The organism is Spartobacteria bacterium UBA695 (genome assembly GCA_002298145.1).
Classification (GTDB): domain Bacteria; phylum Verrucomicrobiota; class Verrucomicrobiia; order Chthoniobacterales; family Chthoniobacteraceae; genus UBA695.
Genome location: DBMP01000014.1, coordinates 14,125 through 40,759 on the forward strand (window position 1 = coordinate 14,125; position 26,635 = coordinate 40,759).

At 64.2% G+C, this 26,635-nt stretch carries 26 protein-coding genes; 9 read left to right on the plus strand and 17 right to left on the minus strand.

The window, feature by feature from the left end; genetic code table 11:
• Positions 1 to 40 precede the first annotated feature (40 nt).
• Both B2828_RS08960 and B2828_RS08965 read left to right on the plus strand, forming a co-directional pair.
• On the plus strand, positions 41 to 1,546 hold the full coding sequence (locus B2828_RS08960) for a trypsin-like peptidase domain-containing protein (RefSeq protein WP_479633383.1): 1,506 nt from the start codon (positions 41 to 43) through the stop codon (positions 1,544 to 1,546).
• A gap of 110 nt (positions 1,547 to 1,656) precedes the next feature.
• Positions 1,657 to 2,391 carry a hypothetical protein gene (locus tag B2828_RS08965; protein WP_479633384.1) on the plus strand — a complete coding sequence of 245 codons (735 nt, stop codon included), beginning with the start codon at positions 1,657 to 1,659 and terminating at the stop codon, positions 2,389 to 2,391.
• Positions 2,392 to 2,398: 7 nt separating this feature from the next.
• On the opposite strand, the gene B2828_RS08970 is transcribed toward B2828_RS08965, so the two are convergent.
• From B2828_RS08970 to B2828_RS08985, 4 genes are read right to left on the minus strand one after another with little or no spacing between them, the layout of a single operon-like run.
• Complete coding sequence (locus B2828_RS08970) at positions 2,399 to 3,049, minus strand: LysE family translocator (RefSeq protein ID WP_479633385.1); 651 nt, start codon at positions 3,047 to 3,049, stop codon at positions 2,399 to 2,401.
• 49 nt (positions 3,050 to 3,098) lie between these two features.
• Positions 3,099 to 4,175 (minus strand): ACR3 family arsenite efflux transporter, encoded by a 1,077-nt coding sequence (gene arsB / locus B2828_RS08975; protein WP_479633386.1) that lies wholly within the window; start codon positions 4,173 to 4,175, stop codon positions 3,099 to 3,101.
• An 11-nt stretch (positions 4,176 to 4,186) separates the two neighbouring features.
• Positions 4,187 to 4,645 carry an arsenate reductase ArsC gene (locus B2828_RS08980; RefSeq protein ID WP_479633387.1) on the minus strand — a complete coding sequence of 153 codons (459 nt, stop codon included), beginning with the start codon at positions 4,643 to 4,645 and terminating at the stop codon, positions 4,187 to 4,189.
• Entirely contained in the window at positions 4,642 to 5,058 is a 417-nt protein-coding gene (locus B2828_RS08985) for an ArsR/SmtB family transcription factor (RefSeq protein WP_479633388.1), read from the minus strand. Before B2828_RS08985 ends, B2828_RS08980 begins: the two co-directional genes overlap by 4 nt.
• A 177-nt stretch (positions 5,059 to 5,235) precedes the next feature.
• Here B2828_RS08985 and B2828_RS08990 point away from each other — a divergent pair, with 177 nt between their 5' ends.
• Positions 5,236 to 6,447, plus strand: coding sequence for a 6-phosphofructokinase (locus B2828_RS08990; RefSeq protein WP_479633389.1), 1,212 nt, complete (start codon positions 5,236 to 5,238; stop codon positions 6,445 to 6,447).
• A 185-nt stretch (positions 6,448 to 6,632) separates the two neighbouring features.
• Here the strand turns inward: B2828_RS08990 and B2828_RS08995 are convergent, their stop codons facing one another.
• The gene (locus B2828_RS08995; protein ID WP_479633390.1) at positions 6,633 to 7,622 is read right to left on the minus strand and encodes a glycoside hydrolase family 130 protein; all 990 of its coding nucleotides are present in this window, start codon (positions 7,620 to 7,622) and stop codon (positions 6,633 to 6,635) included.
• Between the two features lie 102 nt (positions 7,623 to 7,724).
• Positions 7,725 to 8,558 (minus strand): helix-turn-helix transcriptional regulator, encoded by an 834-nt coding sequence (locus B2828_RS09000; RefSeq protein ID WP_479633391.1) that lies wholly within the window; start codon positions 8,556 to 8,558, stop codon positions 7,725 to 7,727.
• Between the two features lie 154 nt (positions 8,559 to 8,712).
• Between B2828_RS09000 and B2828_RS09005 the strand changes: the two genes are divergently transcribed.
• Complete coding sequence (locus tag B2828_RS09005; protein WP_479633392.1) at positions 8,713 to 11,535, plus strand: family 78 glycoside hydrolase catalytic domain; 2,823 nt, start codon at positions 8,713 to 8,715, stop codon at positions 11,533 to 11,535.
• A 228-nt stretch (positions 11,536 to 11,763) separates the two neighbouring features.
• On the opposite strand, the gene guaB is transcribed toward B2828_RS09005, so the two are convergent.
• The 7 genes from guaB to argA all read right to left on the minus strand — a co-directional run bounded on the left by guaB (position 11,764) and on the right by argA (position 17,676).
• Positions 11,764 to 13,341 carry an IMP dehydrogenase gene (guaB, locus tag B2828_RS09010; protein ID WP_479633393.1) on the minus strand — a complete coding sequence of 526 codons (1,578 nt, stop codon included), beginning with the start codon at positions 13,339 to 13,341 and terminating at the stop codon, positions 11,764 to 11,766.
• 60 nt (positions 13,342 to 13,401) lie between these two features.
• Positions 13,402 to 14,073 carry a PEP-CTERM sorting domain-containing protein gene (locus tag B2828_RS09015; protein WP_479633394.1) on the minus strand — a complete coding sequence of 224 codons (672 nt, stop codon included), beginning with the start codon at positions 14,071 to 14,073 and terminating at the stop codon, positions 13,402 to 13,404.
• Positions 14,074 to 14,176: 103 nt separating this feature from the next.
• The gene (locus B2828_RS09020) at positions 14,177 to 14,416 is read right to left on the minus strand and encodes an FmdB family zinc ribbon protein (protein WP_479633395.1); all 240 of its coding nucleotides are present in this window, start codon (positions 14,414 to 14,416) and stop codon (positions 14,177 to 14,179) included.
• Positions 14,413 to 15,216, minus strand: coding sequence for a hypothetical protein (locus tag B2828_RS09025; protein ID WP_479633396.1), 804 nt, complete (start codon positions 15,214 to 15,216; stop codon positions 14,413 to 14,415). Before B2828_RS09025 ends, B2828_RS09020 begins: the two co-directional genes overlap by 4 nt.
• Positions 15,213 to 15,617, minus strand: coding sequence for an ExbD/TolR family protein (locus tag B2828_RS09030; protein ID WP_479633397.1), 405 nt, complete (start codon positions 15,615 to 15,617; stop codon positions 15,213 to 15,215). Before B2828_RS09030 ends, B2828_RS09025 begins: the two co-directional genes overlap by 4 nt.
• Before the next feature lie 10 nt (positions 15,618 to 15,627).
• Entirely contained in the window at positions 15,628 to 16,296 is a 669-nt protein-coding gene (locus B2828_RS09035; RefSeq protein ID WP_479633398.1) for a MotA/TolQ/ExbB proton channel family protein, read from the minus strand.
• A 69-nt stretch (positions 16,297 to 16,365) separates the two neighbouring features.
• On the minus strand, positions 16,366 to 17,676 hold the full coding sequence (gene argA, locus B2828_RS09040; protein ID WP_479633399.1) for an amino-acid N-acetyltransferase: 1,311 nt from the start codon (positions 17,674 to 17,676) through the stop codon (positions 16,366 to 16,368).
• 79 nt (positions 17,677 to 17,755) lie between these two features.
• On the opposite strand from argA, the gene ruvX reads away from it, so the two are divergent.
• Complete coding sequence (gene ruvX, locus B2828_RS09045; RefSeq protein WP_479633400.1) at positions 17,756 to 18,178, plus strand: Holliday junction resolvase RuvX; 423 nt, start codon at positions 17,756 to 17,758, stop codon at positions 18,176 to 18,178.
• Positions 18,178 to 18,942, plus strand: coding sequence for a tRNA pseudouridine(38-40) synthase TruA (gene truA, locus B2828_RS09050; protein ID WP_479633413.1), 765 nt, complete (start codon positions 18,178 to 18,180; stop codon positions 18,940 to 18,942). Before ruvX ends, truA begins: the two co-directional genes overlap by 1 nt.
• On the opposite strand, the gene B2828_RS09055 is transcribed toward truA, so the two are convergent.
• Entirely contained in the window at positions 18,936 to 19,454 is a 519-nt protein-coding gene (locus B2828_RS09055; RefSeq protein WP_479633401.1) for a hypothetical protein, read from the minus strand. The genes truA and B2828_RS09055 overlap by 7 nt on opposite strands.
• A 131-nt stretch (positions 19,455 to 19,585) precedes the next feature.
• Between B2828_RS09055 and B2828_RS09060 the strand changes: the two genes are divergently transcribed.
• Together B2828_RS09060 and B2828_RS09065 are read left to right on the plus strand one after the other, a co-directional pair.
• A complete protein-coding gene (locus tag B2828_RS09060) occupies positions 19,586 to 20,563 on the plus strand; it encodes a CobW family GTP-binding protein (protein ID WP_479633402.1) in 978 nt (325 codons plus the stop codon).
• Positions 20,564 to 20,591: 28 nt separating this feature from the next.
• Positions 20,592 to 20,894 (plus strand): putative quinol monooxygenase, encoded by a 303-nt coding sequence (locus B2828_RS09065; protein WP_479633403.1) that lies wholly within the window; start codon positions 20,592 to 20,594, stop codon positions 20,892 to 20,894.
• 337 nt (positions 20,895 to 21,231) lie between these two features.
• On the opposite strand, the gene B2828_RS09070 is transcribed toward B2828_RS09065, so the two are convergent.
• From B2828_RS09070 to B2828_RS09080, 3 genes are all read right to left on the minus strand, one after another.
• Positions 21,232 to 23,232, minus strand: a complete 2,001-nt coding sequence (locus B2828_RS09070; RefSeq protein ID WP_479633404.1) for an alpha-1,4-glucan--maltose-1-phosphate maltosyltransferase — start codon at positions 23,230 to 23,232, stop codon at positions 21,232 to 21,234.
• 130 nt (positions 23,233 to 23,362) lie between these two features.
• Positions 23,363 to 24,538 carry an MFS transporter gene (locus tag B2828_RS09075; RefSeq protein WP_479633405.1) on the minus strand — a complete coding sequence of 392 codons (1,176 nt, stop codon included), beginning with the start codon at positions 24,536 to 24,538 and terminating at the stop codon, positions 23,363 to 23,365.
• Positions 24,539 to 24,597: 59 nt separating this feature from the next.
• On the minus strand, positions 24,598 to 25,314 hold the full coding sequence (locus B2828_RS09080; protein WP_479633406.1) for a cytidylate kinase-like family protein: 717 nt from the start codon (positions 25,312 to 25,314) through the stop codon (positions 24,598 to 24,600).
• Between the two features lie 159 nt (positions 25,315 to 25,473).
• Here B2828_RS09080 and rsmH point away from each other — a divergent pair, with 159 nt between their 5' ends.
• The gene (rsmH, locus tag B2828_RS09085) at positions 25,474 to 26,532 is read left to right on the plus strand and encodes a 16S rRNA (cytosine(1402)-N(4))-methyltransferase RsmH (protein WP_479633407.1); all 1,059 of its coding nucleotides are present in this window, start codon (positions 25,474 to 25,476) and stop codon (positions 26,530 to 26,532) included.
• Positions 26,533 to 26,635 lie beyond the last annotated feature (103 nt).

The window sequence follows — 26,635 nt, forward strand, 5'->3', positions numbered from 1 at the left end:
CCCTTCTCCTACAAACGAAAGGGTTACGCACTCGCTCCCGATGAAACGGTTTATTCTCTTTGTCCTTCTCGTGGTCCTGGGCCTTCTGGCTCTTTCCCGGTGGAATCAGCGTCGCCAAACCCCGGTTTCCTTCACCCCGGCCAAGACCGAAGCGCTCAATCTGGGGGATCTCCCCTCGCTGGCGGCCATTGATGAGGAAACGACCCGGCTCATCCAGGCGGTGGTCCCCTCGGTGGTGAGCATTACGACCTCCCGCAAGGTGAAGGATCCGATCATCGACCCTTTTGAATACTTTTTCGGCCGTCGCGGCCAGCGCAGTGAAAAGGCCCCAAGCTCGCTCGGCAGCGGCGTGATCGTCTCCAAAGAGGGGCACATCCTGACCAACTACCACGTGGTGGCCGATGTGGACGAGGTCTTGGTGCAGCTCTCCGATGGCCGCGCCCCCTACCCGGCCCGGATCATCGGCGGCGATGAAAAGAGCGACATCGCGGTGATCCAGATCGACGCCAAGGGGCTGCGGGCCCTGCCGCTGGGCGATTCCGACCAGGTCAAGGTGGGCCAGCTCGTTTTCGCCATCGGCAACCCGTTCGGCCTCCAGGAGACGGTGACCAAGGGGATCATCAGCGCTACGGGGCGCGTGACCGATGAGTTCGGCGAATATTTCCAGACGGAAGCGGTCATCAATCCCGGCAACTCCGGCGGCCCGCTCATCAACCGCAAGGGGGAGATCATCGGCATCAACACGGCCATCGGCAACTACTCCGGCACCGGCACCTGGCAGGGGGTCGGCTTCGCCATTCCCTCCAACAACGTCCGGCGGGCGCTGGAGGGGATCCTGAAAAACGGGCGCGTGGCCCACGGCTACCTCGGCGTGGCGATCGTGCCGCTGACGCCTGAACTGGCGGCCCAGCTCGGCGTGAACGCCCCCAACGGCGCGGTGGTGCGCGACGTCACCCCCGGCTCCCCGGCCCAGAAGGCGGGCCTGGCGGTGGACGACGTGCTCATCGCCTTTAACGGCAAGCCGATCAAGGACAGCCGCGATCTAGTGCGCCAGGTGGCCAACTCGACGGTCGGCTCAAAGGTGGAGCTAAAGCTGCTCCGGGACGGCAAGGAGATGACGCTCCCCCTGACGCTGGAGGAGCCGCCGCCCGGGATGAAGCTCGGGCCGACCCAGCCGCAAGCGCCCCAGCAGCCGCAGCAAACGCCTCAGATGCCCCAGCTTCAGCCGCAGCAGAAGCCCACGCCCGCCCCCGGCTCCGGTTCCGGCCCGCTTTCCGGCCTCACGGTCTCGGAGATCCCGGCAGGGGAGGTCGGGCGTTTCCCGGGGAATGTGCAAGGGGTTTACGTCATGGCGGTCGACCCCTCCGCCCCTTCGGCTGGGTCATTGCGGCCGGGCGATGTCATCGAGCAGATCAACAACCACCCCGTGCCCGACCCGACGGCCTTCCGGGCGCTGGCCTCGCGGCTCCCCGAGGGGCGGCCCGCGCTTTTCTCCATCGCCCGGGGCAAGGTGCGCTCGTTCGTGGTAGTCCAGGCCATCAGGTAAAGTCCGAGGGGCATCCGCTTTTATAAAGGCTTCCCCGGTGGCCTGTTAGGGTTTTGCGGAGCGCCTCCCGTCTTGCCAAGGCAGGGAGGCCGCCGATAGCCTTTTTTTCCATGACCCAAGATGTATGGAATGGGCTGCGTCACTCGGCCCGTAGCCGCCTGATGCAGAGGAATTACCAGCGCGCGTCGCTTGCGCAGCGGCTCGGGACGACGGGTGTCGAGGCGGGCGAGCTGCTGGCGGCGGAAAGGGAAACACTTGCCTGCCAGTGGATCCCCGGCGTGGAGCTTTTTGCCCGGCGGGTCTACCTCCAGGAGCATCGGGGTTTCTTCAGCGAATTCGCTCGCCAGAACGAGGGCCGCCTGGCGGAGATCGGCCTCTGGCCCCAGCAATGGGCCACGGCCACGATGTGGGCGGGCAGCGCGAAGGGCTTTCACGTTCACCCCCCCTACCTGCCCGCGGAGGCCGCTTCCGCCGAAACCTGGTTGCGGCGGCTCTACGTGGAGGAGGCCCAGAACTATGCCCTGCGCCCCTACGGCCAGGAGCAGTGGGATGTGATGTTTTTCGTCCAGGGCAGCGCGGAGATGATCCTGGTGGATGAACGAGCCGGGCTGGAGCGGACCATCATGCGCTTCCGCATCGACGGCGACAACCACCGGGGCCCCAATAACGCCGCCGTGGTGATTCCGCCGGGGGTGGCCCACGCCATCCGGGCCGAGGGGGACGAAAACGTGGTCATGGTCTACGGCACCGCCACGACCTTCGAGCCGCAGTTCGAAGGCCGCATCGAGAGCGGTCTGGAAAAAGCCCCCCTTCCCCGGGAGTGGGAGGAGTACCTCTTCCCATAAAGGCGCTTTATTGTCCCCGGAGGGCGATGGGCAGCGCCAGATCCCACAGCGCCGAGCCCAGGGCCACCACGCCGATGACCATCAGCGCGGTGCCAGAGGCCCGCGAGACCCACCGGGCGACGTTGTGCGGCAGCCGTTGACGGGCCACGGCCACGCCGCCGCAGAGGATCAGCCACCAAAGAAGCGAGCCGCTGAAGATCCCCACCACGACCACGATGGCATTGGCCCCCGTCACCGAGCCAAGGCTGGCGAACATGGCGGCAAAGAAAAACACGGTCATCGGGTTGGTAATGGTCAAAAGAAACGCCATCAACACCGTCCCGGAGAGGCCCCGGGCCCCGTGGGGTGCATGGGGGGAGCGGGACGCGCAGGAGGAATAGCCCACGATGCCCCGCCAGCCCAGCCAGAGCATCAACAGGCCGCCGACCAGCTTGAGGGGGATATGCACGGCGGCGAGCAGGGCGGCGAAAGCGGAGAACCCGAGCGCCGCGATGGCCGCGTACATGGCATCCCCCAGGGCGGTCCCAAGGCCGCCTGCAAACCCGGCGCGGAAGCCCATTTTCAGGGTCCGGTTGATACAAAGCGTTCCGATGGGCCCCAGGGGGGCGGCAACCGCAAGGCCGAGTACCACGCATTTTCCAAGGAGGAGCAAATCCACGGCCTTATCTTTGCACGAGCCGCCTCACAAAGCCAGAAGGCCCGGGGATTTATTTTCCGGGGCGCAGGGCAGGCGCGTCGGCGGGGAACCAGTGGCGGGTGCGGTTGCAGAGGTTGCAGACCGAGAGCATTACCGGCACCTCCACGAGCACGCCGACCACCGTGGCCAGAGCCGCCGGGGAAGAGGGGCCGAAAAGGGTAATGGCCACGGCAACGGCCAGCTCAAAGAAATTGCTGGCCCCGATCAACGCCCCCGGCGCGGCCACCCGGTGCTCGACCTTCAGCCAGCGCATGAGCAGGTAGGCCAGGCCGGAGTTGAAGTAGACCTGGATGACAATCGGCACGGCGATCAAGATCACCGCCAGCCAGCGCTGCGTCAGGTTCCCGGCCTGGAAGGCAAAGATGAGGACGAGCGTCACCAGCAGGGCGGCGATGGTAACGGGGTGGAAGATCGGCAGGAAACGCGTCTCAAACCACTCCCGGCCCCTAGTTTTGAGCAATACCGACCGCGTTAAAAACCCCGCCGCCAGCGGGATGACGATGAAGACGACGACCGAGGTCACCAGCACCTTGGAGGGGACCACGACCTGGGCCACGCCGCAGAGCAGCATGACGATCGGCGCGAACGCCACGAGCATGATGAGGTCATTAAGGGCCACCTGCACGAGCGTGTAAACCGGGTCGCCATCGGTCAGGTAGGACCAGACAAAAACCATGGCGGTGCACGGGGCCGCCGCCAGGATGATGAGCCCGGCGGTGTAGTTTTTCGCCACCTCCGGAGCGATCCACGGGGCAAAGACGTTTTGCAGAAACACCCAGGCCAGCAGCGCCATGCTGAAGGGCTTGACGAGCCAGTTGACGAAGAGCGTCACCAGCAGGCCCTTCGGCTTCCGGGCAACGCCGCCCAGCGCGGTGAAGTCGACCTTGAGCATCATTGGGTAAATCATGAGCCAGATGAGCACCGCGATGGGGATGTTCACCTGCGAGCCGCGCCCAAACTCCAGCCCGCTCAAGGCGGCGGTGAGGTCGGGAGCCAGTTTACCCAGGGCGACTCCGGCGATCATGCAAAGGAAGACCCAGAGAGTGAGGTAGCGTTCGAAGAAGGCGAGGCGTTTGCGGTCGGTCATAAAAAAACGGGTTAGGGTTGCGGGGGACGGAGCCTCGATGCTTCGCGCCACCCGGCGGCGTAGGCTTCGAAAACGAGCCGAATCTGGTCGCGCACGCGCCGGAACGCCTCCAGGATTTCCTCCTCGGTCCCGGTGGCATGGGCGGGGTCGTCAAAGCCCCAGTGGTGCCGCTCGACCTGCCCTGGAAAGATCGGGCAGGCCCGCCCGGCGTTGCCGCAGACGGTAATGACGGTTGCGATTTTCCGGTCCAGGAAGGCCTCCAGCGGCTTGGAGCTGTGGGAGGAAAGGTCGATGCCGATCTCCCGCATCACCGCGATGGCCTTGGTGTGCACGTAACCAGCCGGGGCGGACCCGGCGCTGTGGACCTCCAGCAGATCCCCAGCGGCTTGGCGCAGGATGCCCTCCGCCATCTGGCTACGGCAAGAGTTCCCGGTGCAGAGGATTAAAACGCGGGGTAGGGTGGGGCTCATGGGCGTTGGGCGTTCAGGTTGGGAGCGTGGGGAAGCGCCGCCGAGACGGGCCCGGGGCAGCAGCCTTCCTCAAGCAGCATCGCCACGGGCCGACCCGCCGTCAGCTCCTGGAGCTTTGCTCGATCGGCTTGGAAAACCGGGTCGCTCTGCACGCAGTCCTGCAAACAGCGGAGATTCGCATCCAGCTCGGGGCCGGGCGAAGCAGGCAGGGCGTAAATCATCCATTGCTGATGGCGCGTGCGCGTCACCATCCCCCGCTCCTTCAGGAAGGCCAGGTGCTGGGAGACCTTCACCTGCGGCTTGCGCAAAATACTCTGCAAATGGCAAACGCACAGGGGCGAGACCGAGAGCAGATTCAAAATCCGCAGCCGGGTCTCGTCGCAAAGGCACTTGTAGATGGAAATCAAGCGCATGGGGTATTTATATACGCACTTTCGTATATTCGGCAATATTAATATTCCACCCCCCGCGCGCCCTTCGGAAAAACCGCCCGCATGTTTTCGCTTATCCAAATGCCGGGGAATGCATTATGCTCGGGCCCCTTCCAGAAGAGACGAACCCACGCAACGCATCATTTGGCCCACTATTCCATGAAGATCCCTTTGAAAGGCAAAGTCCTCGTCGCCCAAGGCGGCGGCCCCACCGCAGTCATCAACCAGAGCCTTGTGGGCGTCACGCTGGAAGCCCGCAAATACGCCGAAGTCCAGGCCGTCTACGGCGCGCTGCACGGTGTCCGGGGCATTGTGGAGGGGGACCTGCTGGACCTGACCCGCGAGACCATGCACAACCTGGAGCGCGTGGCCGCCTCCTCGTCCTCCGCCCTCCTCTCAACGCGCGATAAGCCCGACGCAGCCTACTGCTCGCGGATCCTCGACCGGATGCGCCAGCACGACATCCGCTACTTTTTCTACATCGGCGGCAACGACTCCGCCGACACCGTTCGCATCATCGACGAACAGGCCCGCGAGGCAGGCTACGATCTGCGCTGCATCCACATCCCCAAGACCATCGACAACGACCTGGCCATCAACGACCACTGCCCCGGCTTCGGCTCGGCGGCGCGCTTCGTCACACAGGCCTTCATGGGGCTTAACCTCGACAGCCGCGCGCTGCCCGGCGTGTTGATCGGCGTCGTCATGGGCCGCCACTCCGGCTTCCTCACGGCGGCCTCAGCCCTGGCCAAGAAGTACGAGGACGAAGGACCCCACCTCATTTATCTGCCCGAGCGGAGCTTCGACATGGAGCGCTTCATCGCCGACGTGGAGCAGGTCTACTGCAAATACGGCCGCTGCGTCGTGGCCGTCGCCGAGGGGATCAAGGACGCCTCCGGGAACCCCATCTACATCAACCTCAAAGGGGCGCAGGAACAGGACGCCCACGGGAACTGGCAGCTTTCAGGCTCCGGCGTGCTGGGCGAATTCCTCACCGACGCGCTGCGGAGCCGCCTAAAGGTCTCGCGCGTCCGGGCCGACACCTTCGGCTACCTCCAGCGCTGCTTCGCCGGGGTCATTTCCGACCGCGATTCGCAGGAAGCGCGCGAACTGGGTGAAATCGCCGTCCACTACGCGCTGATGGATCACCTCGGCGGCTCGATCGTCATCCGCCGCCCGGTAATGAACTACGGCGTCTCCTACGACCTAGTGCCGCTGGCGGAAGTGGCGGGGAAAACCCGCGTCATGCCCGACGCCTTCATCACCCCCGAGGGCAACGGCGTCACCGAGGCGTTCCTGGATTATTGCCGTCCGCTTGCGGGCACCAAGATCCCCGAATCGTTCCGGCTCCGCGCCCCGAGGGTTCACTGACGGGCTTAGCTCCCCATGCCCCACCTGGGCGAGGCTCCATGCGGCAAGAAAAAGGGCAGATTTTCTATTCTCACGCAAAGCCGCAAAGCTGCAAAGACAGAGACGGGAAACTCTTGCCTTCGTCTTCTTTGCGCCTTTGCGTCTTTGCGTGAGCCTTAATGGCTTTTGTCTCAAGTAAATCGGCCTTAGCCCACCGGTTCGCAGAGGGCCAGCAGATCGTCCACATGCGCCGTGGCCAGGGCCTCCACGGTATCGGCCGCCCCGTAGTAGATCTTCACCTCGCCGCTCTCCTCCAGGATCATTCCGCCGGGGAAGATCACGTCGTTGCGGAAGCCGTTGCGCTCGTAGGGCGCCTCGGCGCTCAGCAGCGGCTTGCGGCTCATACCGATGACGCGCGAGGGGTTCTCCAGATCCAGCAGCATAAGGCCCGCGTCGTAACGCTTGAACCAAGAGCGCTCCCAGCCGCCGAGGTTCTTCTCCCGGTCGAGCCACACGGAGTGGAACGTGGCCAGCCAGCCCTTGGCGGTTTTGATGGGCGGCGCGGCGGGGCCGATCTTGTCGTTGGCAAAGGGGACGTTCTCCACGGCCAGCACCAGCTCGTGGTCGCCCCAGTAGCGCAGATCGGGCGAGCTGCCGCACCAGAGGTCAAAGCGATCCGCCCCCCGGCTGTACACGGTAAAAGGCCGCTCAAGGCGGAAATAGCGCCCCCGGATTTTCTCCGGAAAGAGAACCATGTTGCGGTTATCCGGGGTGCTCAGGGAGAGGATTTCAAAATTGGCAAAGTCCTCCGTGCGGGCAATGCCCCCGCGAATCCCGTGGCGCGTATCCATGGCGAAGCAGACGTGCGGCACGCCGTCCAGGATGGTCAGGCGCGGATCGTAGACCCGCTGGATTTCGTCGCTCTTGACCTTCCAGCACGGCGCGGGGGCCGCCTCCCAGTGGATCCCGTCCTGGCTCGTGGCAAACCCGATGGAGGTCTCAAACGGTTCCGCCGACGGCCGTTTGCCCTCGCGAAGCTCCCGCCATGAGGCTTCGCCGCCCTTGCAGGCGTCGTTGCGAAAGAGCATGACGTAACGGCCCTGGTACTTGGCGACCCCGGCGTTAAAGATCAGGCTCGCGTCATACGGAATATCGCTGGCCTGGAGAATGGGATTGGAGGGATGGCGTAAAATCATAGCGGTGGATCTGAGGTTGCCCCAATGTCATACCCGTTTCGCCCCGGGCGCGTCTTTGCCCCGGGTGACCTTTTTTTGTCTCTGGGTGATGTGACAGTATTTCTAGCGAATCCGGTGGGAAACGCGGTACTGGCGCGGCGTGGCGTGGTGGTGTTGCCGGAAGGCTTTGTAAAAATGCGCGAGGTCCCGGAAGCCGCATTCCAGGGAAATTTCGAGAATGGGACGGGTGGTCATCTCCAGCATCCGGGCCGCGTGGCGCATCCGGGCCTGGCGCACGCAGTCGCTGGGCGTGAGGCCAAAGTGGCGCTTCAGCTCCCGCGCCACGTGCTCGCGGCTGCGCCCCGCCAGGCGAAAAAGCGCCCCCACGCCCTCGGCAAAAGCCTCCGGTTTGCGGATCTCCCGCCAGGTGTGGGCCAGCCAGTCGGGAACCGCCGGGCCGATCTCCTCCGCGCGGGGCGTCAGCAGGGCCAGGACGTTGATCATAAAGCGGTCGAGGGCCAGGGCGCGGTCCCGGGGCGCGTCGAAAAGCTCGTCCACCCATTGGCTAAAAAGGGGTTGCCGCGAGGGCTCCAGCACGGTGGAGAACCCCTCTTTTTCCCGTTCGCGAAAGGCCCATTTCATCTCGTCCGGGTAACGCTTGAGTAAAAGGCGGTACTCCCGCACGGGGATGGCGATATTCGTCAGCTCCAGCGCCTCGGCCCCCAGCGGCAAGAGGCTGTGGAGATCGCTCGCCCGGATGAACAGCAGGCTGCCCGGCTCCACTACATGCTCCAGGCCGTTGACAAAGTGAAGCGCGCGCCCCCGGTCGATACAGGTGATCTCCATGTACTGGTGGGTGTGGAGCTGCAACGGGATGCGCCGCGTGTAGCGGTCGCGCACGGGGCGAAAGCGTTCCGCGTCCGAGGCAAAGGAGTTCCACTTTTTCACGGTGGGCATATCACGAGGGAACAATTTTCTGAAAACAAAGGCAAGCGCATACAAAAATTGGAACCACACCGCAGGCTGAAGCCGGGATAGGGGTTGCAATCCCGAGGGCTCGCGGAAAAGATGCCAAGCAACGCCCACCCTCCCCGAGCACGACAAACTTCCCATGCAAACAACCTCCTGGATTTGGACCCCGGAACCGGTTTCCGAAAAGAATGCCTTTGTGCGCTTCCGCACCGAGTTTACCGCCCGCGCGGCGGAGCAGCTCCTCATCAGCGCCGACTCGCGCTACTGGCTCTGGCTCAACGGCGAATTTCTCGGCAGCGGCCCCGTGCGCAGCTGGGTAAACCACTGGAAATACGACGCCTACGATCTCTCCGGCCTCCTGCGCGAGGGGAAAAACACGCTGGCCGTGCTGGTCAACCACTGGGGCACGGGCAATTTCCAATACCTTCCCGCCAACCCGGGCCTGTGGGCGGGCCTGACAGACGCCAAAGGCCACGCAACCCCGCTTCTGGAGGGCTGGAAATGCTCGCTCTCCCGTGCCGACGCCACCGCCGCCCCGCGCACCTCGGTGCAACAGGGCTTTGAGGAGCAGTTCGATGCCCGGCTCGACGAACCGTGGCGCGAGCCCGGCTTCGATGCCGGGGCGTGGTCCGACGCCGTAAGCATTACCCCGCCCCATCCCGGCCTGGAGCCGAGCGGCATCCCGCTGCTGACGCGCGAGCGCATCCTGCCCCGGCGTGTCGTCAAGGCCGAGCGGATCGCCCCCGCCACGCAGACCTGGACCCTCGACGTGCGGCGGCTGCTGCTCCCGGAGGACTTGAGTTCGCAGCTGCTTTTGGTCCGGGGCTTCCTTTTTACCCGCATCTGGAGCGAACGCGCCCAGGAGGCGGTCTTCATGCGCCCGCACCATCACTCGGGCGAGATCCTGCTCAACGGCAAGACGCTCCCCTCGCTGCAAGGCGGCATGGCGCAGACGCTCGAAGCCCAGAGCGCCCGGCTCAAAGCCGGATGGAACACGCTCGTTGTCCCCTACCCGGACGCCAGCACCACCCAGCTCGGCTACCTGCACCTGGCCCAGTTCGTCCTTACGGTGCGCGCCAAGGCCCCGCTCAACTGGTCGGCCACCGGAGCCAATGGAGGCCCCGCCTGGGGCTTCGTCGGACCGTTCGCCTTTACCGAAGTGCAGGAGAAGGTTCTGCAAGGGCATATGGATTTCCCCCGCGTCTCCGTGGCCCGGCCCACCGACCCGGCTGCGACCGCCGAGGCGTTTGAAGCGCTCCACGCCGATGCGGGCCGCAAGATCGACTTCGCCGCGCTCCCCTACTTCCAGCCGCTGCCGGAGGAATGCGTCCTCTCCAACGCCGACGCCTTCGCCCTGGCCTGCCTGGACCACGTCACCGGCCCCGCGCGGCTCGAAAACGCCGACGCCCTCCTCTCCGACAACGCCGAGTGGGCCCTTTTGCATCCGGGCGAAAAGGGGGAGGACGTTCGCGTGCTCCTCGACTATGGGCGCGAGGTCGTCGGCCCGCATGATTTCGAGCTGGAAGCTCCCGAGGGCACGGTTGTCGATTTCTTCAATTTCGAGTTCATCCAGCCCGATGGCCGCGAGAACTACGCCGAGGGAATGAACAACAGCCTGCGCTACGTCTGCAAAGGCGGCCGTCAGCGTTACCGCTCGCTCCAGCGGCGGGGCTTTCAGTATTCCTACGTCATCTTCCGCAACCTCACCGGGCCGGTGCGGCTGCGCTCAGTGGCGGTAGAGTTCGCCACCTACCCGCAGCGCCACGCGGGCCACTTCGCCTCCAGCGACGCGCTGCTGGACCGGATCTGGGAGGTCGGCGCGCACACCCTGCGCTGCTGCGCCGAGGATACCTACACCGATTGCCCCACCTACGAGCAGACCCACTGGGTGGGCGACTCCCGCAACGAAGCGCTGGTGGACTGGGTCGTCAACGGCGACCCGCGCCTCTGGTTCCGCTGCCTGGAGCAGATCGGCCAGAGCCTGGAGCTCCCCTTTAACCCGATCACCGCGAGCCAAACCCCCAGCGCCTGGCCCAACCTGCTGCCCACATGGAGCTTCCTCTGGATGCGCTCCTGCCGCGAGTACCTCCTCTGGACGGGCGACGCCGAGGGCGCTGCCCGCCTGCTCCCCTGGGTGGAGAAAAACGTCGAGGGCGTGGAAGCCCACGTGAACGCGGAGGGTCTCTTCGAGTTCCAGGGTTGGAATATGTTCGACTGGGCGGCCATGGACACCCCGTCCAGCGGCGTCATCACCCACCTCAACTGCTTCGCCGTTCTGGCGCTCAACGACTGCGCCGAGCTGGCCCGCTGGCTTAAAAAACCGAAGGTCGCTGCGCGCTTTACCCGTCTGGCCGCGAAGATCGCCGCCGCCGTCAACCGCCACCTCTGGAGCGCGGAAAAGAAGGCCTACATCGACTGCGTCCACGCCGACGGCACCCGCAGCAAGGTCTTTAGCCAGCAAACCGCGACCGTCGCGCTAATCTCCGGCGTGGCCACGGGCGACCGGGCGAAGCGCTGCCGCGATATCGTCCACCGCCCGCCCCGGGGCTTCGTGAAAGCGGGCAGCCCGTTCTTCGAATTCTTCCTGCTGGAGGTCCTCAAGGAGGAGCACCGGGAGAAGGCTTTCCTGGATACGATCCGCAAAGACTGGGGTTTCATGGTTGAGCAAGGGGCCACGACCTTCTGGGAGCTCTGGAGCCTGCGCCATGGGCGGCTGACCCGCAGCCATTGCCACGGCTGGTCCGCCGCGCCGACGTTCTTCCTCTCCAGCACGGTGCTCGGCATCGAACCGCTCAAGCCGGGCTTCGCCGAAGTGCGCATCGCCCCGCAACTGGGCGACCTCGCCTTCGCTCGCGGCACCATGCCGACGCCGTTCGGACCCATCGAGGTCTCCGCCCGCCGCGTCGGGAAAAAAGTGGAGGTCGACTGCCGCCTGCCCAAGGGTGTGCGCCGGGTAAAGTAGAATCAGAGGCAAAAGTTCTCGTTACGAATCTCCAGATTCGTAACGCAAGTTGCCCGGGAATCTCCAGATTCCCCCACGGTTGCGAAACGGAGTTTCGCCAGACACTGGCGTTCCCAATCTGGAGATTGGGAACGAAGGCCTCAGGGGCCCAAGGGCGTGCGCCGGGTAAAGTAAAACGGATCGAAGGGTTGCCCCTCCGATCCGTTTCAAATGGCGAACTCGGCTAACCTACGCCCGCTCGTTGGCGGTCGCGCCGGTCTTGACCTCGATGACGTCGTGCGGGGAGGATTCCCGCTGGCCCGCCGGGCTGACCCGGATGTAGCGGGCCCGCTCGCGCAACGCCTTCAAGCTTCCCGCGCCAAGGTAGCCCATGCCCGACTGGACGCCGCCGACCAGTTGGGTCAGCACGGTGTCGAGCGAGGCGGAGACCTCCTTCAAGGCTTCAACGCCCTCGGCCGCCACCTTGCGGGTGGTGTCTTTGATGCTATGACCGTAGCGGGCGGCGGAACCGGCCTTCATGGCCGCCAGGCTGCCCATGCCACGGTATTGCTTATAAAGTTTGCCGTTGATCTCCATGATCTGGCCCGGGGCCTCGGGGCAACCGGCAAGGAGCCCGCCGCAGATGACGGCGTCGGCCAGGGTCAGGGCTTTGACGAGGTCGCCCGACTTGGTAATGCCGCCGTCGGCGATGATCCGGACGCCCTTGGCCAGGGCCGCGCGCGAGGCGGTGTAAAGGGCGGTCAACTGCGGGATGCCGACGCCCGCCACGATGCGCGTGGTGCAGATCGAGCCCGGCCCCTGGCCGACCTTGATGGCGTCCGCGCCGCATTCGGCGAGGAATTCAACGCCCGCGCCGCTGGTGACGTTACCCGCGATGATGGAGAGATCAGGGAAACATTCGCGGATGAGCCGGACGGTGTCGCCGACTCCCTTGGTGTGCCCATGGGCCGTGGAGACGGCCACGACGTCCACGCCGCGTTCCACAAGCGCGGAGACGTGAGAATGAATCCGGTCGCGGTCGAGTTCGCCGTTCGCGCCGCGCGTGGCGGAGACTGCCGCGCCGCAGACGAGGCGAAAGTGCGGGTCGCGCGCGGGCTTGAGGAGCGCCCGGCTTTCCTGCGTGATCCGCTCGATGTCGCTCAGGGTAAAGAGGCCGCAGAGGCGGTCTTCGTCGTCCACGACGAGCAGTTTATGGATGCCGATGTGTTCGTTGAAGAACTGGTCGGCGCAATCGACGGGGTCGGTGGTGAGGTCTTTCTTGCGGATCGTCTGGAGCGCCTCGCGAGGGGTCATCGCTTCGGCGACGGTCTTGCTGGCGTAGCGCTGCTTGATGACGTGCCCGGGGAGGAGACCGATTAAGTGGTTCTGCTCGTCCACAACGGGGAAGGTGCTGAATGAGAAGTTCTTTTCCTCGATGCGTTCGATCACCTCGCCGATCGCCTGCTGCGGGAGCACTTTGATCGGCTCCTGGATGAGCCCGTGGACGTGGTTCTTGACGCGGCTGACCTCCGAGAGCTGCTGGCGCTCGGGCATGTTGTAGTGGATCAGGCCGATGCCGCCGTTGAGGGCCATGGCAATCGCCATGCGCGACTCGGTGACGGTGTCCATGTCGGACGAGATCACGGGAATTTGAAGCCGCAGGGAATCGGAAAGCGAGGTCTCCAGATTCGTCTCGCGCGGGAGGATCTCAGAGTAAAGCGTGGCCAGCGAAACGTCGTCGTAAGTCAGCCCAGTGCTGGCATTCTGAGCAAAGAATGAATCAGCCGTTTTGTAAAAAACAGCGTCAGACTCGGATATGGTTGCCATGGCGTATCATGGGCAAGTCCCCCCCCTCTGGCAAGTCCGCTTACGAATTTTTTGCGGGAACTACCGCGCGGCGGCCACCGCAAAACCCTTACGGCGAAGGACCGAGGAGCCAAACGAGCCGAGCACCAGCAACAGCAGCGCGGCCCAGGTCCCTGGCTCGGGAGCGGCGGCGGATTCGGCGTTGAGCGCTACGGCGTCGATGAAATTGCCATAGGACCCCTGCACCAGCGATTCGAACGAAATGCGCACGGTGTCGCCCGTGGCCGTCGTGGCGCCCGTGGTGTAGTAGCTCCAGGCGGAGGTGCCGTTGGTGTAGATTTGCGAGAAGAGCGTTACGTCGTCGGCCGTTCCGTAGAGGCCGTCGGTGCCGAGGTCGGTGAGCGTGACCCGCATAGATTCCGAGGTCACGCGGCCCCGGTGGGCAAAGTTGAGCGAGATCAGGTCGCCCGCCGTCAGGCCCTGCACGTCCTGGTAGACCGTGGCCATCTGGTTGCCGTTAAGCTCCATGAAGTAATTGCCTTCGTAGGACGATACCCCCATGAACCCGTTGCTCCAGATTTCCATCTGATGGTCCCCGGCGGTGGTCGACCACCCGGGCGCGGCGGTGGGGCTCATGGTCCAGTTGCCGGTGGAATCTTCAAACCCGCCGTTCACCAGCACGGTGGCGCTTGCCTGGCTGGCCGCGAAAATGGCGGTGCATGCCAGGGCGAGAAAAAGAGGTTTAAAGTTCATAAGCGGGACCCTTCTATGAGCTATACGCATTTCAGCCTACGTAAAGATGCGTGTTCCCGTCAATCCAAAAAATCCCGCGCACTGCCGCACCCGCCCTTGGCAATTAGAGCAGCTGGAACGGGTCCCTCTCGTTGGGGCTGCCGCAGCGAGGGCAGTGGGGGAGCGGGTCGTCGCTGGAGTCCTCGAACTCGAAGGAGCAGATGGCGCAGCGCACGCGAAAGCGTACGGCCCGGCGCTCGTTGCGGGTGCGCCGCCACTCGGCCCAGATCCAGAGGGCGATTACGGCGCTCAGGAAGAGGGTCAGGTAGATGAAAATAAGGAGGGTCAGGCTGACGCGGATCATGTGCCGGTGGCCTCCATGGGGGTTGGGCTGGGTTCAGGGGCGTAGGCCTCCGCGCCCCAGGTGATGACGGCATAGCCCCACTCCAGCGCGGTGCCGGAGGGAAGGAAGGCGTGGCTGCGGAGCAGCGCCTCGGCCTGGGTATCCATGGCGGGGTCGCCGCTGCGCTCCTGGAGGAAGCAGTAGCGCACCTGCCCCTCGCTGCTTACGGCGGCCAGGAAGACGGCTCGGTGCAGGTTCACGGTGCTGCGCAGGGTGAGCTTAAGGGGGGTGCCGGGGGCGGCGTCGCGCTTGCTGAAGCTTTCGGAGAATTTCAGGGAGGAGACGACGCGCTTGGGGGCCTCGGGCACGGCTGCCCGGGGGCGTTCGCAGGTCCAGTCGAGCAGGCTGTGGGCCGGGGGCATGGGTACCGGCTCCACGGGCGGCTCCTCGTCAAGCGGCTGGGTCTGGGCCGAGGCGTAGGAGGGGGTGTAGAGGATCTCTTTGAGGGCCGGGGCGCCCGCCGACATGACGCGCGCGGCGGTGGCCGGGTCGCGGGACTCGATCCACTTGAGCAGCGCGGCTCCCTGGGGGGTGTCTCCCGTAAGGAGGGTGACCTGGGCCGGGGGCGGGGCGCTGACTGCTGTGGGCGGGTACTGGACCTGGAAGATGTAGAAGGCCAGCCCGTGGATGCCCACGGAGATCACGAAAAGGAGCGGGAGCAAGAGCGAAGACCGCCGCTCGGGCCACCGAAAGACCGTCCGGTAATGGACCACCTGGGCGGCGAGGGCCGAGAGCGTGCCGTGTTCCGTTTCGGGCTTCATTGCGGCGTGCTGGTGGCGGCGACGGCGACGGAGTACCCGAGCCGCAGGGCGGCGTTGGTGACGTTGGAGACGACTTCGTAGGGCACGGCCCGGTCAGCCCGGATGATGAGCGAGCGGTGTTTGATCTCCGGCCGGGCCAGGGCGGCTTCCAGCTCGGGCAGCTCCACCCGGCGGTCGTCGTAGTAAATGGAGGGGAGCGCCCCGGCGGTGATGCTGACGATCTGCGCGTGGCGCTGTACGCTGAGGTTAAACTGCGAGGAGGGGAGGTTTACCGACAGGCCCGGCTGAAGCACGAAGGTGCGCCCCAGCGTGGCAAAGGCGAGCGCAAGGAAGAGGACGTTGACCAACGGGATAACGTTGAACAACTCCGGGTTGTAGCGAAAAGTGCGCTGGAGCTTCATGCCTGGAGGGTCACTTAACCTGCTGCTGACGGGCCGCGCCGAAGACGGCGAGGGGCTCCGGCGGCTTGGGCGGGTGTTGGGTGATCAGGTTGACGACCTCGATCCCCGCCCGTTCCATATCGTGCATAAGGGTGCTGACCCGGGAGGAGAGGAAGCTGTAGGCGAGCGAGCTGGGGATGGCGACGACGAGCCCGGCAGCGGTGGTAAGGAGGCTCTTGTAGACGCCCGTGGAGATGTCGGCTGTGGTGGAGACGCCCCCGGCGTTGCTGGAAAGGGAAACGAAGACCTCGATCATCCCGGTGACGGTCCCGAGCAGCCCCACCATGGGGGCCACGTAGGCGATGGTCGCTAGCATGGACAGGCGGCGCTCCAGCTTGGGAACTTCGAGCTGGCCCGCTTCCTGGACGATGTCTTTCAACTCCGCGCGGGAGGCTTCGTGCCGGGCGATGGCGGCGTGGATGACGCGGGCGACGGGGCCAGCGGTTCCGGCGCATTCGTGGAGGGCCTCGGCGTAGCGGCCCCCGGCGATCAGGTTGGAGAGGCCGCGCAGAAACTCGCCCACGCGCAGGCTGACGCGGTGGTAGTAGATCAGCCGTTCAAAAAAGACGACCGTTGAAACGATGCTCAGGAGCACCAGGAGCCACATCAACGGCCCGCCTTTCTGCATGTAGTCGATCATGCGTGTTTTATAAGTGGGTTTCCCCTCGCCTGCAACCGCCAATCCCCGTGCGAGGGGTGGGGATTGGAACTACTCTGAGTGGCGTTTGCGTTTGGAGCGCGACGGGAGTTCCACGTCCTTCATGAGGACCTTGGAGTGCCGGTTGCTGGCCTTGTATTTCTCCAACCGGGCGGGCGGCAGCTCCTCGGGCGGCACTTCCTCGTAGCCCCCCTTTTGCTGGAAGAAGGAGAAGGCCTGGGTGGAAAGGGCGAAGACTTTTTTGAGCCCCTTCTCCGCCGCGAGCCGCTCGACGAAGGCCATTAATTTCTGCCCAAAGCCCTGGTCGCCGTAGCCCTTGGCCACGTAGAGGCACGCCAGTTCGCCCTTGACCTCCCCAGGGTAACAGTGAAGCGCCACGCAGCCCACGAGCGTCCGGTCGATCTCCAGGACCCAGTAGTCGTCGATGCTTGAAATGATGTCGCTGCGGGTGCGCCGGATGAGTTCCTCGTTGTGGACGCTCTCGCGAATGAGGGTCATGACGCCGCGCACGTCCTTTTTAAAGACGCGGCGGATTTGCTGGTACTCGTTGGAGTAGACCATCGTCCCGATGCCGTCGTGGCTGAAGACTTCGGAGAGGAGCGCTTCGTTGATGAGCCCGTTGAGGATATGGACGCGCGGGATGTTGTTGCGGCAGGCGTGGGCGCCGAATTCGAGCTTGGAGGCGAGGTTCGGCGGCAGTTTGCGCTTTTTGAGGATCTCCTCGGTCTCGGCGATGGAAATCTGCCGGACAATCTCCCCCTTCTGGCAAAGGCCGTCGCCCGCCATGAGGTAGATGATTTTGGTGGCCCGGAGGGCTTCGGCGACCTCAAAGGCGATGGAGTCGGAGTTGACCCGGAAGGTTTTCCCCTCGCCGTCGAAGCCGATGGGCGGGATGATGGGGATGATCCCCTGATCCAGGAAAAGCTGGAGGGCATGGGTATCAACGCGCTCGACCTTGCCGGTCTGGAGGTAATCGACGCCGCCCCGGATGCCGAAGGGGTGGGCGATGATGGCATTGGCATAGGCCGCCCGGAGGTCGACGGAGGTGAGGCCCTGCATGATGTCGTTGGTGATCTGGATGGCCGCTTCGATGCTCAGGGTGAGCGTCGGGTCGTCGGTAATGCCGGTGCCGTCGGTGTTGCTGACTTCGACGCCGCGCTCCTTGGCCAGGGCCGCGATCTGGCGGGCTGCTCCGTGGACGAGGACGACTTTGATGTTGAGCGAACGCAACACCGCGAGGTCCAGGAGGATGTTGCCTAAATTTTTCGACGCAATGACGTCCCCGTCGATTTCGACCACGAAGGTTTTTTCCCGGAACCGGGGGACGTACTGAAGGATGCCGCGCAGGTCGGAGACTTTCATTGATACTCCGCCGAGAAAAAAGCAATTTGACGAAAAACGCAAAAGAATCTTGGGTGTTTTTCTGATAGAGTCCCCGCTTATGACCCGCATTTTAGGCATCGACGTTGGTGAAGCACGCATTGGGCTGGCCCTTTCGGACGAATTGGGGATGCTCGCGCACCCGCTCGAAACGGTGAAAACAAAGGAGGGCAACCCGATCAAGACCATCGCGGCCCTGGTGGAGCGCGAGAAGATCGCCACGGTGGTCATCGGCCTGCCGCGCAACATGAACGGCACCTATGGCCCCGCGGCTGAGAAGGCGAAGGATTTCGCCGCCAAGCTCCAGAAACTGACCCCCTGCACGGTGAAGTTCTGGGACGAGCGCCTGACGACCGTCGCCGCGCAAAAGCAGCTCCACGAAGCGGGCCGGAACGTAAAGAACAGCCGGGCCGTCATCGACCAGGCCGCCGCCGTCCTGATCCTGCAAGGCTACCTCGACTCCCTCGCGGGCGGCATTCTGTGATGACCCGCCGCCTGCGCCTGACGGTTGCCTACGACGGACGCCCGTTTTGCGGCTGGCAGAGCCAGGCCGGGAAGGGCTCCGTGCAGGATGCCCTGGAAGCCGCCTTCGCCACGCTCAACGGCGGCGTGCGCATTCCCGTCCACGGCTCGGGCCGCACCGACTCCGGGGTCCACGCGCTGGCCCAGAGCGCCCACGCCGACGTGCCGCGCACCTCCCGGTTGACGCTCCCGGGCTGGCTGGCCGCGCTCAATGCCCATCTTCCGCCGGAGGTTCGCGTTACCCGCTGCCAGTGGGCCGCTCCGGAGTTCCACGCCCGCTTTGCCGCCCGGGGGAAACGCTACATTTACCGCATTTGGAATAGCCCCGTCCTGCCGCCGCTGGAGATTGGCCGCGCCTGGCTGGTCCCCCACCCGCTCGACCTCACCCGGCTCCGCGCCGCCGCCGAGTTGCTCACCGGAACGCATGATTTCGGTGGATTCGCCGCCAACCGGGGCGTCCCGTGCCCGGATACCGTACGGACCATACATAAAATCGACCTCAAAGGCCGCCCGGGGGGCTTGATCACGCTGACCTTCGAAGGCGACGGCTTTCTTTACAAAATGGTGCGCCTGCTGACGGGCTCGCTCGTCCGGGTTGCCATAAACCGGGCTGAGCCGGAATGGCTCACGGGCCTGCTGGAGCCGCCCCAGCCGGGCGCGCCACGGGTGAAAACCAGCTTCGCCGCGCCAGCTGAGGGGCTTTATTTGGCCCGGGTGTTTTATTGAGCCGTGTCCACCTTCGGCTTCACGGTGATGGCGTAGCGGTCGATGCCAAAGCTGACTTTCGCCAAGTCGCCCACGTACCGGAGTACCTCGCGGAAGGGGACGTTGGTCAGATTCAGCGTGATCGGCGCGGAGGCATTCACCCCGGGTGCAATCACGAAATTCGGCTGCACCTTCCCACCCGAGGCCTTTGCCGCCTGCTGTTTGAGGGCGTCCAGGGCTGAGTCGAGCGTGGCGTCGTGGAACTCCACCTTGGGCAGGATGAGCGCCTGGAGCTGCTTCTCCATGGAGGCCCCGGGGTTGGCCTGGGACTCGGCTTGCGCGATGGCTTTCAGGTAGTTGCGCGCTGCGACGTTCTGCGGATCGGCCGCGAGCACTTTTTGGAAGAGCGGTTTGGCGGTTTCCAGGTCGCCCGCCACGTAGGCCTTCTGCGCCTGGGTAAGATCCGAGGATTGAGCCGCCAGCGGCAGCGTGGAGAGGGCGAGACCGGCCAGGAGAACGAACGTCTTTTTCATGGGAGGAAACCTTTCGTTTAGCAGGGCTGTTTTGAGGGTAAACTGATGCCACCGCCCTTATCGCGCTTTCCCCGGGACTTGGCAAGCTTGGCGAATGGGGTATGCTTTTTCTTCTAATCGCCTGCTTAGCCATGACCGAATCCACGAACTTCGCCAGCAAACCGCGCATCCCCGTGACCATCCTTACCGGCTTCCTGGGAGCCGGGAAAACCACGCTCCTTAACTACATCCTCCGCGAGAATCACGGCTATAAATTCGCCATCATCGTCAACGAACTGGGCGAGATCGACATCGACGGCCAGCTCGTGGAGAACACCGACGACGAGATCCTGCAAGTGGGCAACGGCTGCCTCTGCTGCACGGTGCGCAAGGATTTGGTCAAGGGCATCCGCAACCTGATCGCGCGCGGCGGCTTCGACTATATCCTGATCGAGACCACCGGCATCGCCGATCCCGGCCCCGTGGCACAGACTTTCCTCAACATCCCGCAGTTGCAGCAATTCGTGCAGCTCGACTCGATCATCACCGTGGTCGATGCCGAGCAGATCTTCCAGCAAATGGCCGACGTGGAGACCGCCCGGGAGCAGATCGCCATGGCCGATTTTCTCCTGATCAACAAAACCGACCTCGTGGACGAAGATCACCTGGAGCGGGTGGAGACCATCGCCCGGGGCTTGAACCCGCACGCGCAGATTTTCCGCACCAACCAGTCGCAAGTGAACTTAAAGGAAGTCCTCGACATGGCCGCCTTTGACGTGGACCGCAAGCTGGCCGTGGACCCGAAGTTCCTCGACGAACTCAATGCCCGGCACCACCACGACATTCAGTCGTGCGCATTCACCTTCACCAAGCCTTTCAGCGTGGACCGCTTCGAGAGTTTCGTGCAGGACCTGAGCTTGAAGGAGAAGATTTTCCGCTCCAAGGGGTTCGTCGCCGTGGCGGGCAACCCGCGCCGGGTCCTCTTCCACGGCGTCAACAACCGCTTCACCATTTTCTGGGACCGCCTCTGGGAAAAAGACGAGGAACGCACCAGCCAACTGGTCTTCATCGGCAAGGACTTGAAGCCCGAGGCGATCCGAGAGCAACTCAACCTCTGCCTGGCTTCGTAGACTCCCAGATCACACTCCCCTACTTAATATGATCCAAACATTATTCGTCCAATTTCTGCCCGCCGAAGGCCGGGAAAAGCAGGTATTAGAAGTCCTCAAGCACATGGTGGCCCAGACGCGCCAGGAGCCAGGCAACCTGGCCTACGACCTCTACCAATCCACCTCGCCTGAGGGCCGTCTGCAATACAACCTCATCGAGCACTACGCCGATGAAGCCGCCATCGCAGCGCACCGCGCGAGCGGGTATTACCAGCAATTCCAGGTGGACATTAAGCCGCTCGTCGCCGCGCCGATCTTCCTCGTGAGCCTTGCTCCCGTGGACGTGGCGTAGAGCCGGGGGGCTTGTCATTGGCCTCCGTTGGCCTCGTTCCCAATCTCCAGATTGGGAACGTCTTCTGTCTGCGAATCTCTGATTCGTTACGTGCGGCTATGGAATCAGAGATTCCCAGACACCGACGTTACGAATCTGGAGATTCGTAACGAGGGAGAAAGAATTGGTGCATCCAAACGCATGCACCTGCATGCAGTTTTTGTCTTTTCACAAACTCCAGGAAAACAAACAATGCAGGTGAATTATATGCCGTAGGAAGCCCGCCACAAGCGCGACTAGGCGCGGAGAGTCTCAGGATTCTCCGCGTCTTTTTCTTTTTCCCCTCTGTGGTTAACTCCTACAGGTAGTAGTCGAAATCCTGCTCCCGGCTCATCCAGCGGCGGACGCGGAAGATATGCACGGGCTTGGTCTGGGGATCGAGCACCACGAAGTTCCGGCTGCCGTGCCAGAGGTAGCGCTGGTCCCACAGGAGGTCATGCACCTGGTAGGTGTCGCTCTCCATCCAGCCAAAGGCGTCAACGGGCACTTCGATAAACGATTCCTGACGGTTCCACGGGTCCAGGTTCACCACCACCAGGATGATGTTGTCCCGCGAGGCGGTCATCTTGCCATAGAATAGGACGTTCTCGTTCTCGGCGCGGAAGAAGCGCAGATTGGAATACTCCTGCAAGGCCCGGTTCTCGTGCCGGATGCGGTTCAAGCCGGTGATGTACTCTTTAATATTACCGGGTGCATTCCAGTTACGACCTTTGAACTGGTATTTCTCGCTGTCGATGTACTCCTCTTTCCCGGGCACGGCCGCGTTTTCGCACAGCTCGAAGCCGCTGTAGATGCCGTAGAGGGGCGAAAGCGTGGCGGCCAGCGCGGCGCGGATCATGAAGGCAGGGCGGCCTCCCTGCTGGAGGAAGTAGGGGAGGATGTCCGGGGTGTTGGTGAAAAGGTTTCCCCGGAAATACTGCGTCATCTCGGTCTGCGTCAGCTCGGTGAAGTACTCGGTAAGCTCGTGCTTGTTGCTGCGCCAGGTGAAGTAGGTGTAGCTCTGGGTAAAGCCGACCTTGGCCAGCGCCTTCATCATCTTGGGCCGCGTGAAGGCTTCGGAGAGGAAAATGGCGTCAGGGTACTTCGCCCGGACTTTGGCGATGAGGTACTCCCAGAAGGAGACCGGCTTGGTGTGCGGGTTATCGACGCGGAAGGTGCGCACGTTATGCTCGCACCAAAAGAGGATGACGCCGGTGAGTTCGTCCCAGAGTTCGCGCCACTGCGGGTTCTGGTAATCGAGCGGGTAGACGTCCTCGTATTTCTTGGGCGGGTTCTCGGCGTACTTGATGGTACCGTCGGGGCGCTTGAAAAACCACTCGGGATGATCGTGTACCCAGGGGTGATCGGGCGAACAGTTGAGCGCAAAATCGAGCGCCACCTCCAGGCCGCGCTTTTTGATTTCGCCCACCAGCCAGTCGAAGTCCTTGAGCGTGCCCAGCTCCGGGGCGACGTCCTTGTGGCCGCCGCCGTTGGGGCAGCCCTGGTTGCGGTTGCCGATGGCGTAGGGGACGCCCGGTTCGCCCGGCTCGCACTTCACGGCGTTGTTGCGGCCCTTGCGGTTGCTTTCGCCAATGGGGTGGATGGGCGGGAAGTAGACGACGTCGAAGCCCATGGCCTTGGCGTCCTCCACGCGGCCCAGGCAGTCGCGGAACCTGGAGCCGCGGTCGGCGTGGCCTTCGGCGGAGCGGGGGAAAAATTCGTACCAGGCGGCGAAGCGGGCGCGCTCGCGGTCGACGTTGACGAGGGGATAGGGAACGTACTCGGTGGAGCGGCTCCGGTCGGACCAAGCGGCCATGAGGGCCTCCAGCTCGGGCCAGTGGGCGATGGCGTCCACCTGGGAGGGCTCGGCGGCTTGGATCAAGTCGGCGATCTCCGCCAGGCGCTTTTTATCGGCGGCCAGCGCGGCGCGGGCTCCAGCGGCACGGACGAGGGCCGCGCCTTCGAGCGTCTCGCTTTCCAGCGGCGTCACCCCGCCTTCGTATTTTTTATGAAACTCCTCCTGCCAGGACCGGAACGAATCCCCCCACGCCTCGATGGTGTACTCGTAGGTGGCGTTTTCGAAAAGGGAACACGTGCCGCGCCAGCGGTCGTTGAGGAGGGGCTTGAGCGGCGTCTCGTTCCAGGCCACCTCGCCGTGCTTGCGCCATTTGAGCAGCGCGCTGATGAGGTCATGGCCGTCCTTGAAAATATCGGCCTCCACGATGAGGTCGTCCCCGACGACCCGTTTGACCGGATAGCGGCCGCCATCGACAAGCGGCGTAAGGTTTTCGATAACAACGGTGGGCTGTTTGGCGATCATAGTTGCAGGAAGGCGGGCCGCCGCTCCTTTTGGGCAGCCGGGTAGTACGGGGTCAACTCTCAACCAGTCCGGCAGCGCAATGCAAACCAAAAGCTATCCGGGATGCCCCGAAGGGCCTGTGAAAAAAACTCTAGCGGCTGCGCAACACCAGCAACGACCCTGCGAGCGAGAGCACGATAACGTACGCGAAGGCGGCGGGCAGCCCCAGGGTGCTCCAGAGGAGGCCGACCATGAGGCTGGAAACCAGGTCGCCCACGCCGTTGACCGTGGCAAGCACGCCGAACCCCATGCCATGGTGCTCGCCGGGAACGAGTTCCGCGCAAAGGGAATCCTCGCACGCCTCTTCGATGCCGACGTAAACCCCGCCGAGGCCGAAGATCAGCGCAAAGGCCCCGATTCCCGGCGGCAGGGCCAGGACCGCCCCCGCCATGACGGCCGCAAGCGCGTAACCGCCCGCCAGCAAGCGGCGTTTGTCGAGGCGGTCGGCCAGCCAGCCGGAGCCAAAGGCGCTGGCGGCATAGCAGACGTTGTGGAAAAGATAGAGCCCCGCGGCAATGGCCGCCGCCCGGCCCGAGCCGTAAACAGGGGCCAGGCGCTGATTGGCCAGCAGGATCAACATGCTGTGGGCGAAGTCCCCGGAGCCAAAAAGCCCCACGGCCACCATGAAGCGCCGGAACGCCCCGGGCAGCGCCCGCAGGTGTTCGCCAAAGGAAACGTGCCCCACCGGGAGGCGCTCCTCTTCCTTGACCGCGAAGGCGATCAGCGCGACGGCGATGAAGCCGGGGATCAAGGTCAGGGCAAACAGCGTGGGGTAGTGGTAATGCAGCAGCGGCAGCAATAGCAGCGCGGTTCCAGGCCCGGCGATCGCTCCCACGGTATCCATCATTCGCTCGAAGCCGAAGGCGCGGCCATACGCGCCGGGGTCCACCGACGCGGCCAGGAGCGCTTTGCGAACGGGCGTGCGCACGCCGCGCCCGAGCCAGGCGCTCGCGCGGGCGATGAGGATGTGCCAGGCGTTGGTGGCCAGACCAAAGGAGGCGGTGCCCAGGGCCGTGACGACGTAACCGGCGACCGCGATCGGTTTGCGGCGGCGAAGGCGGTCGGTGTAGTACCCGCTCCCCATCTTGGCCAGGCTGGAGAGGCCGTCGGAAATCCCCTCGATGGCCCCGAGCCAGACGGCGGCCACGCCAAAGGTGGCCAGGAACGAGGGCAGGACCGTAGTGGCCACCTCGTGCGACCAATCGCTAAAAAGCGACGCTAGGCCGATCCCCAGCGTTGTCCGGTTAAGCCACGAGCGGGATTTCATGCCGGGAATAGATACCCGCTCCCGGCACGGGCCTCCACTATTTTAGGGTAAAGTATTCTTTACGCCAAGGCCGGGGCCGGGGCGACGACCGCCAGGGCTTCCGCGATGATGCGGGCGATGGATTCGTGATCGATGCTGCCGGTGTTGAGCGTCAAGGTGTAGTTGAGCGGGTCGGAAATGTCGGCGTTGAAGTAGCGCTTTACGTAGCGTTTGCGCCCCTGGTCGGCCTTTTTGGCGTAGGTGGCGGCTTCGGCGAGGGTCAGGTTATGGAATTCCGAGAGGGCGCGCACGCGGTCTTCCAGCGGGGCGACGAGCCGGATGTGCAAGGCCGGGCGGATGTGGGAGGCGATCAGGTTCGCGCCGCGGCCAATCAAGATGGCGTTGCCCAGCGTGGCCAGGTGCAGGATGGTCTCGGTGGTGTGTTCGGCGAGCTTCCAGGCCGAGGGGTGGAGCCCGAGCATCTCCTCGACCGCCCCGGTGACGCCCGAATGGACATCCTCGGGCAGGAATTCCGCGATGGCTTTGGGCAGGGCGTGGTCCTCCAGGACGCGCTGCACGATGTTTTTGTCGAATACCGTCCAGGCGGGCGCGCCGGGTTCCAGGTTGGCGTTAAGAAGCTCCGCCACGCGCTGGCCGATCGTCACGGCTCCGGCTCCGGCTTCGCGCGAAATGGTAATCACCGGCCTCGATACGGGACTCGTTTTCTGGGCCGCGAGGCGGTGAGCTTCGAGGTAGGCTCGGCACCCCGCAAAGGGTTCAGGTGAGAATTCGCTCATAGTTCAATTATCCGCTTCTACAGAGAAATCCCAGCAGATTTTTCAGATTTTTTGACTTTTATTTGATTTTCTAATGCTGGCAAACGCCTACCCGAATGCATTTTTAGGAGTGCTTTGGGCGGCCCGGGTGGTATCTTCCCGCGATCTCAAAGCCTTGACGTGAACACCTCGCCGACTCCGCCCGATGCCCCTCTCCAGCCCGCCCCCCACCGGCGGCGGCCACGCTATTCGGGAAAGAATCCCCGGCGCTTTGATCAGAAATATAAGGAGCGCGCCCCGGAGAAATACCCCGAGACAGTGGCCAAGGTGATCGCCTCGGGCAAAACGCCTGCCGGGACGCACCGCCCCATCATGGTGCGGGAGATCCTGGAAGTGCTGCGCCCCGCGCCGGGCGAGACGGCGGCGGATTGTACACTGGGCTACGGCGGGCACTCTTCGGAGCTCCTGGCACGCCTTCAGCCGGGGGGGCGCTTGATCGGCCTCGACGCCGACCCGCTGGAGCTGCCCCGCACGGAGGCCCGCCTGAGGGCGCTCGGCTTCGGCCCGGAGACGTTCACGGCCCGGCGCTGCAATTTCGCAGGGCTGCCCCGGGCGCTGGCGGCGGAGGGTCTTCCCGCGGGCGTGGATCTTATTTTGGCCGATCTGGGCGTCTCCTCCATGCAGCTCGACGACCCTGCGCGCGGTTTTTCCGTGAAGGCCGAGGGCCCGCTGGACATGCGAATGAACCCGGCCAAGGGCCGCCCCGCCTCGGCGCTGCTGGAGAAGCTGCCACCCGGGGAACTGGCCGCGCTGCTGCGGGAAAACTCCGACGAACCCCATGCAGACCGCCTTGCACAAGCGCTGGCGGGCCGGGGCCTGGCAACGACGCTCGACTTGGCGGCGGCGATCCGCGCCACGCTCGCCCACCGGCCCGAGGCGGAGCAGACGCTCTCGGTGCGGCGGGTGTTTCAGGCGCTGCGGATCGCGGTCAACGAGGAGTTCACGGCGCTGGAAACGCTCCTGCGGCTCCTGCCCGCGTGCCTGAAGCCGGGAGGCCGCGTGGCGATATTAACTTTCCACTCGGGGGAAGATCGGCGGGTGAAAAAAGCGTTTGAAGCCGGGCTGCGCGACGGCATTTACCGGGAGTGCGCCCGCGAGGTCACGCGCCCCGGAGCGGAAGAATGCCGGAGCAACCCGCGCGCCGCCTCCACCAAGCTGCGCTGGGCCATCCGGGCCTGATTTTAGGCGGATTCACAGCCACTTGCACGGCCCCGAAATGGTGCTATTTTAATCTCAAGGAAGATGCCGCTGGTTCTTAACGGAGGTCCTAAAAAAACACCGA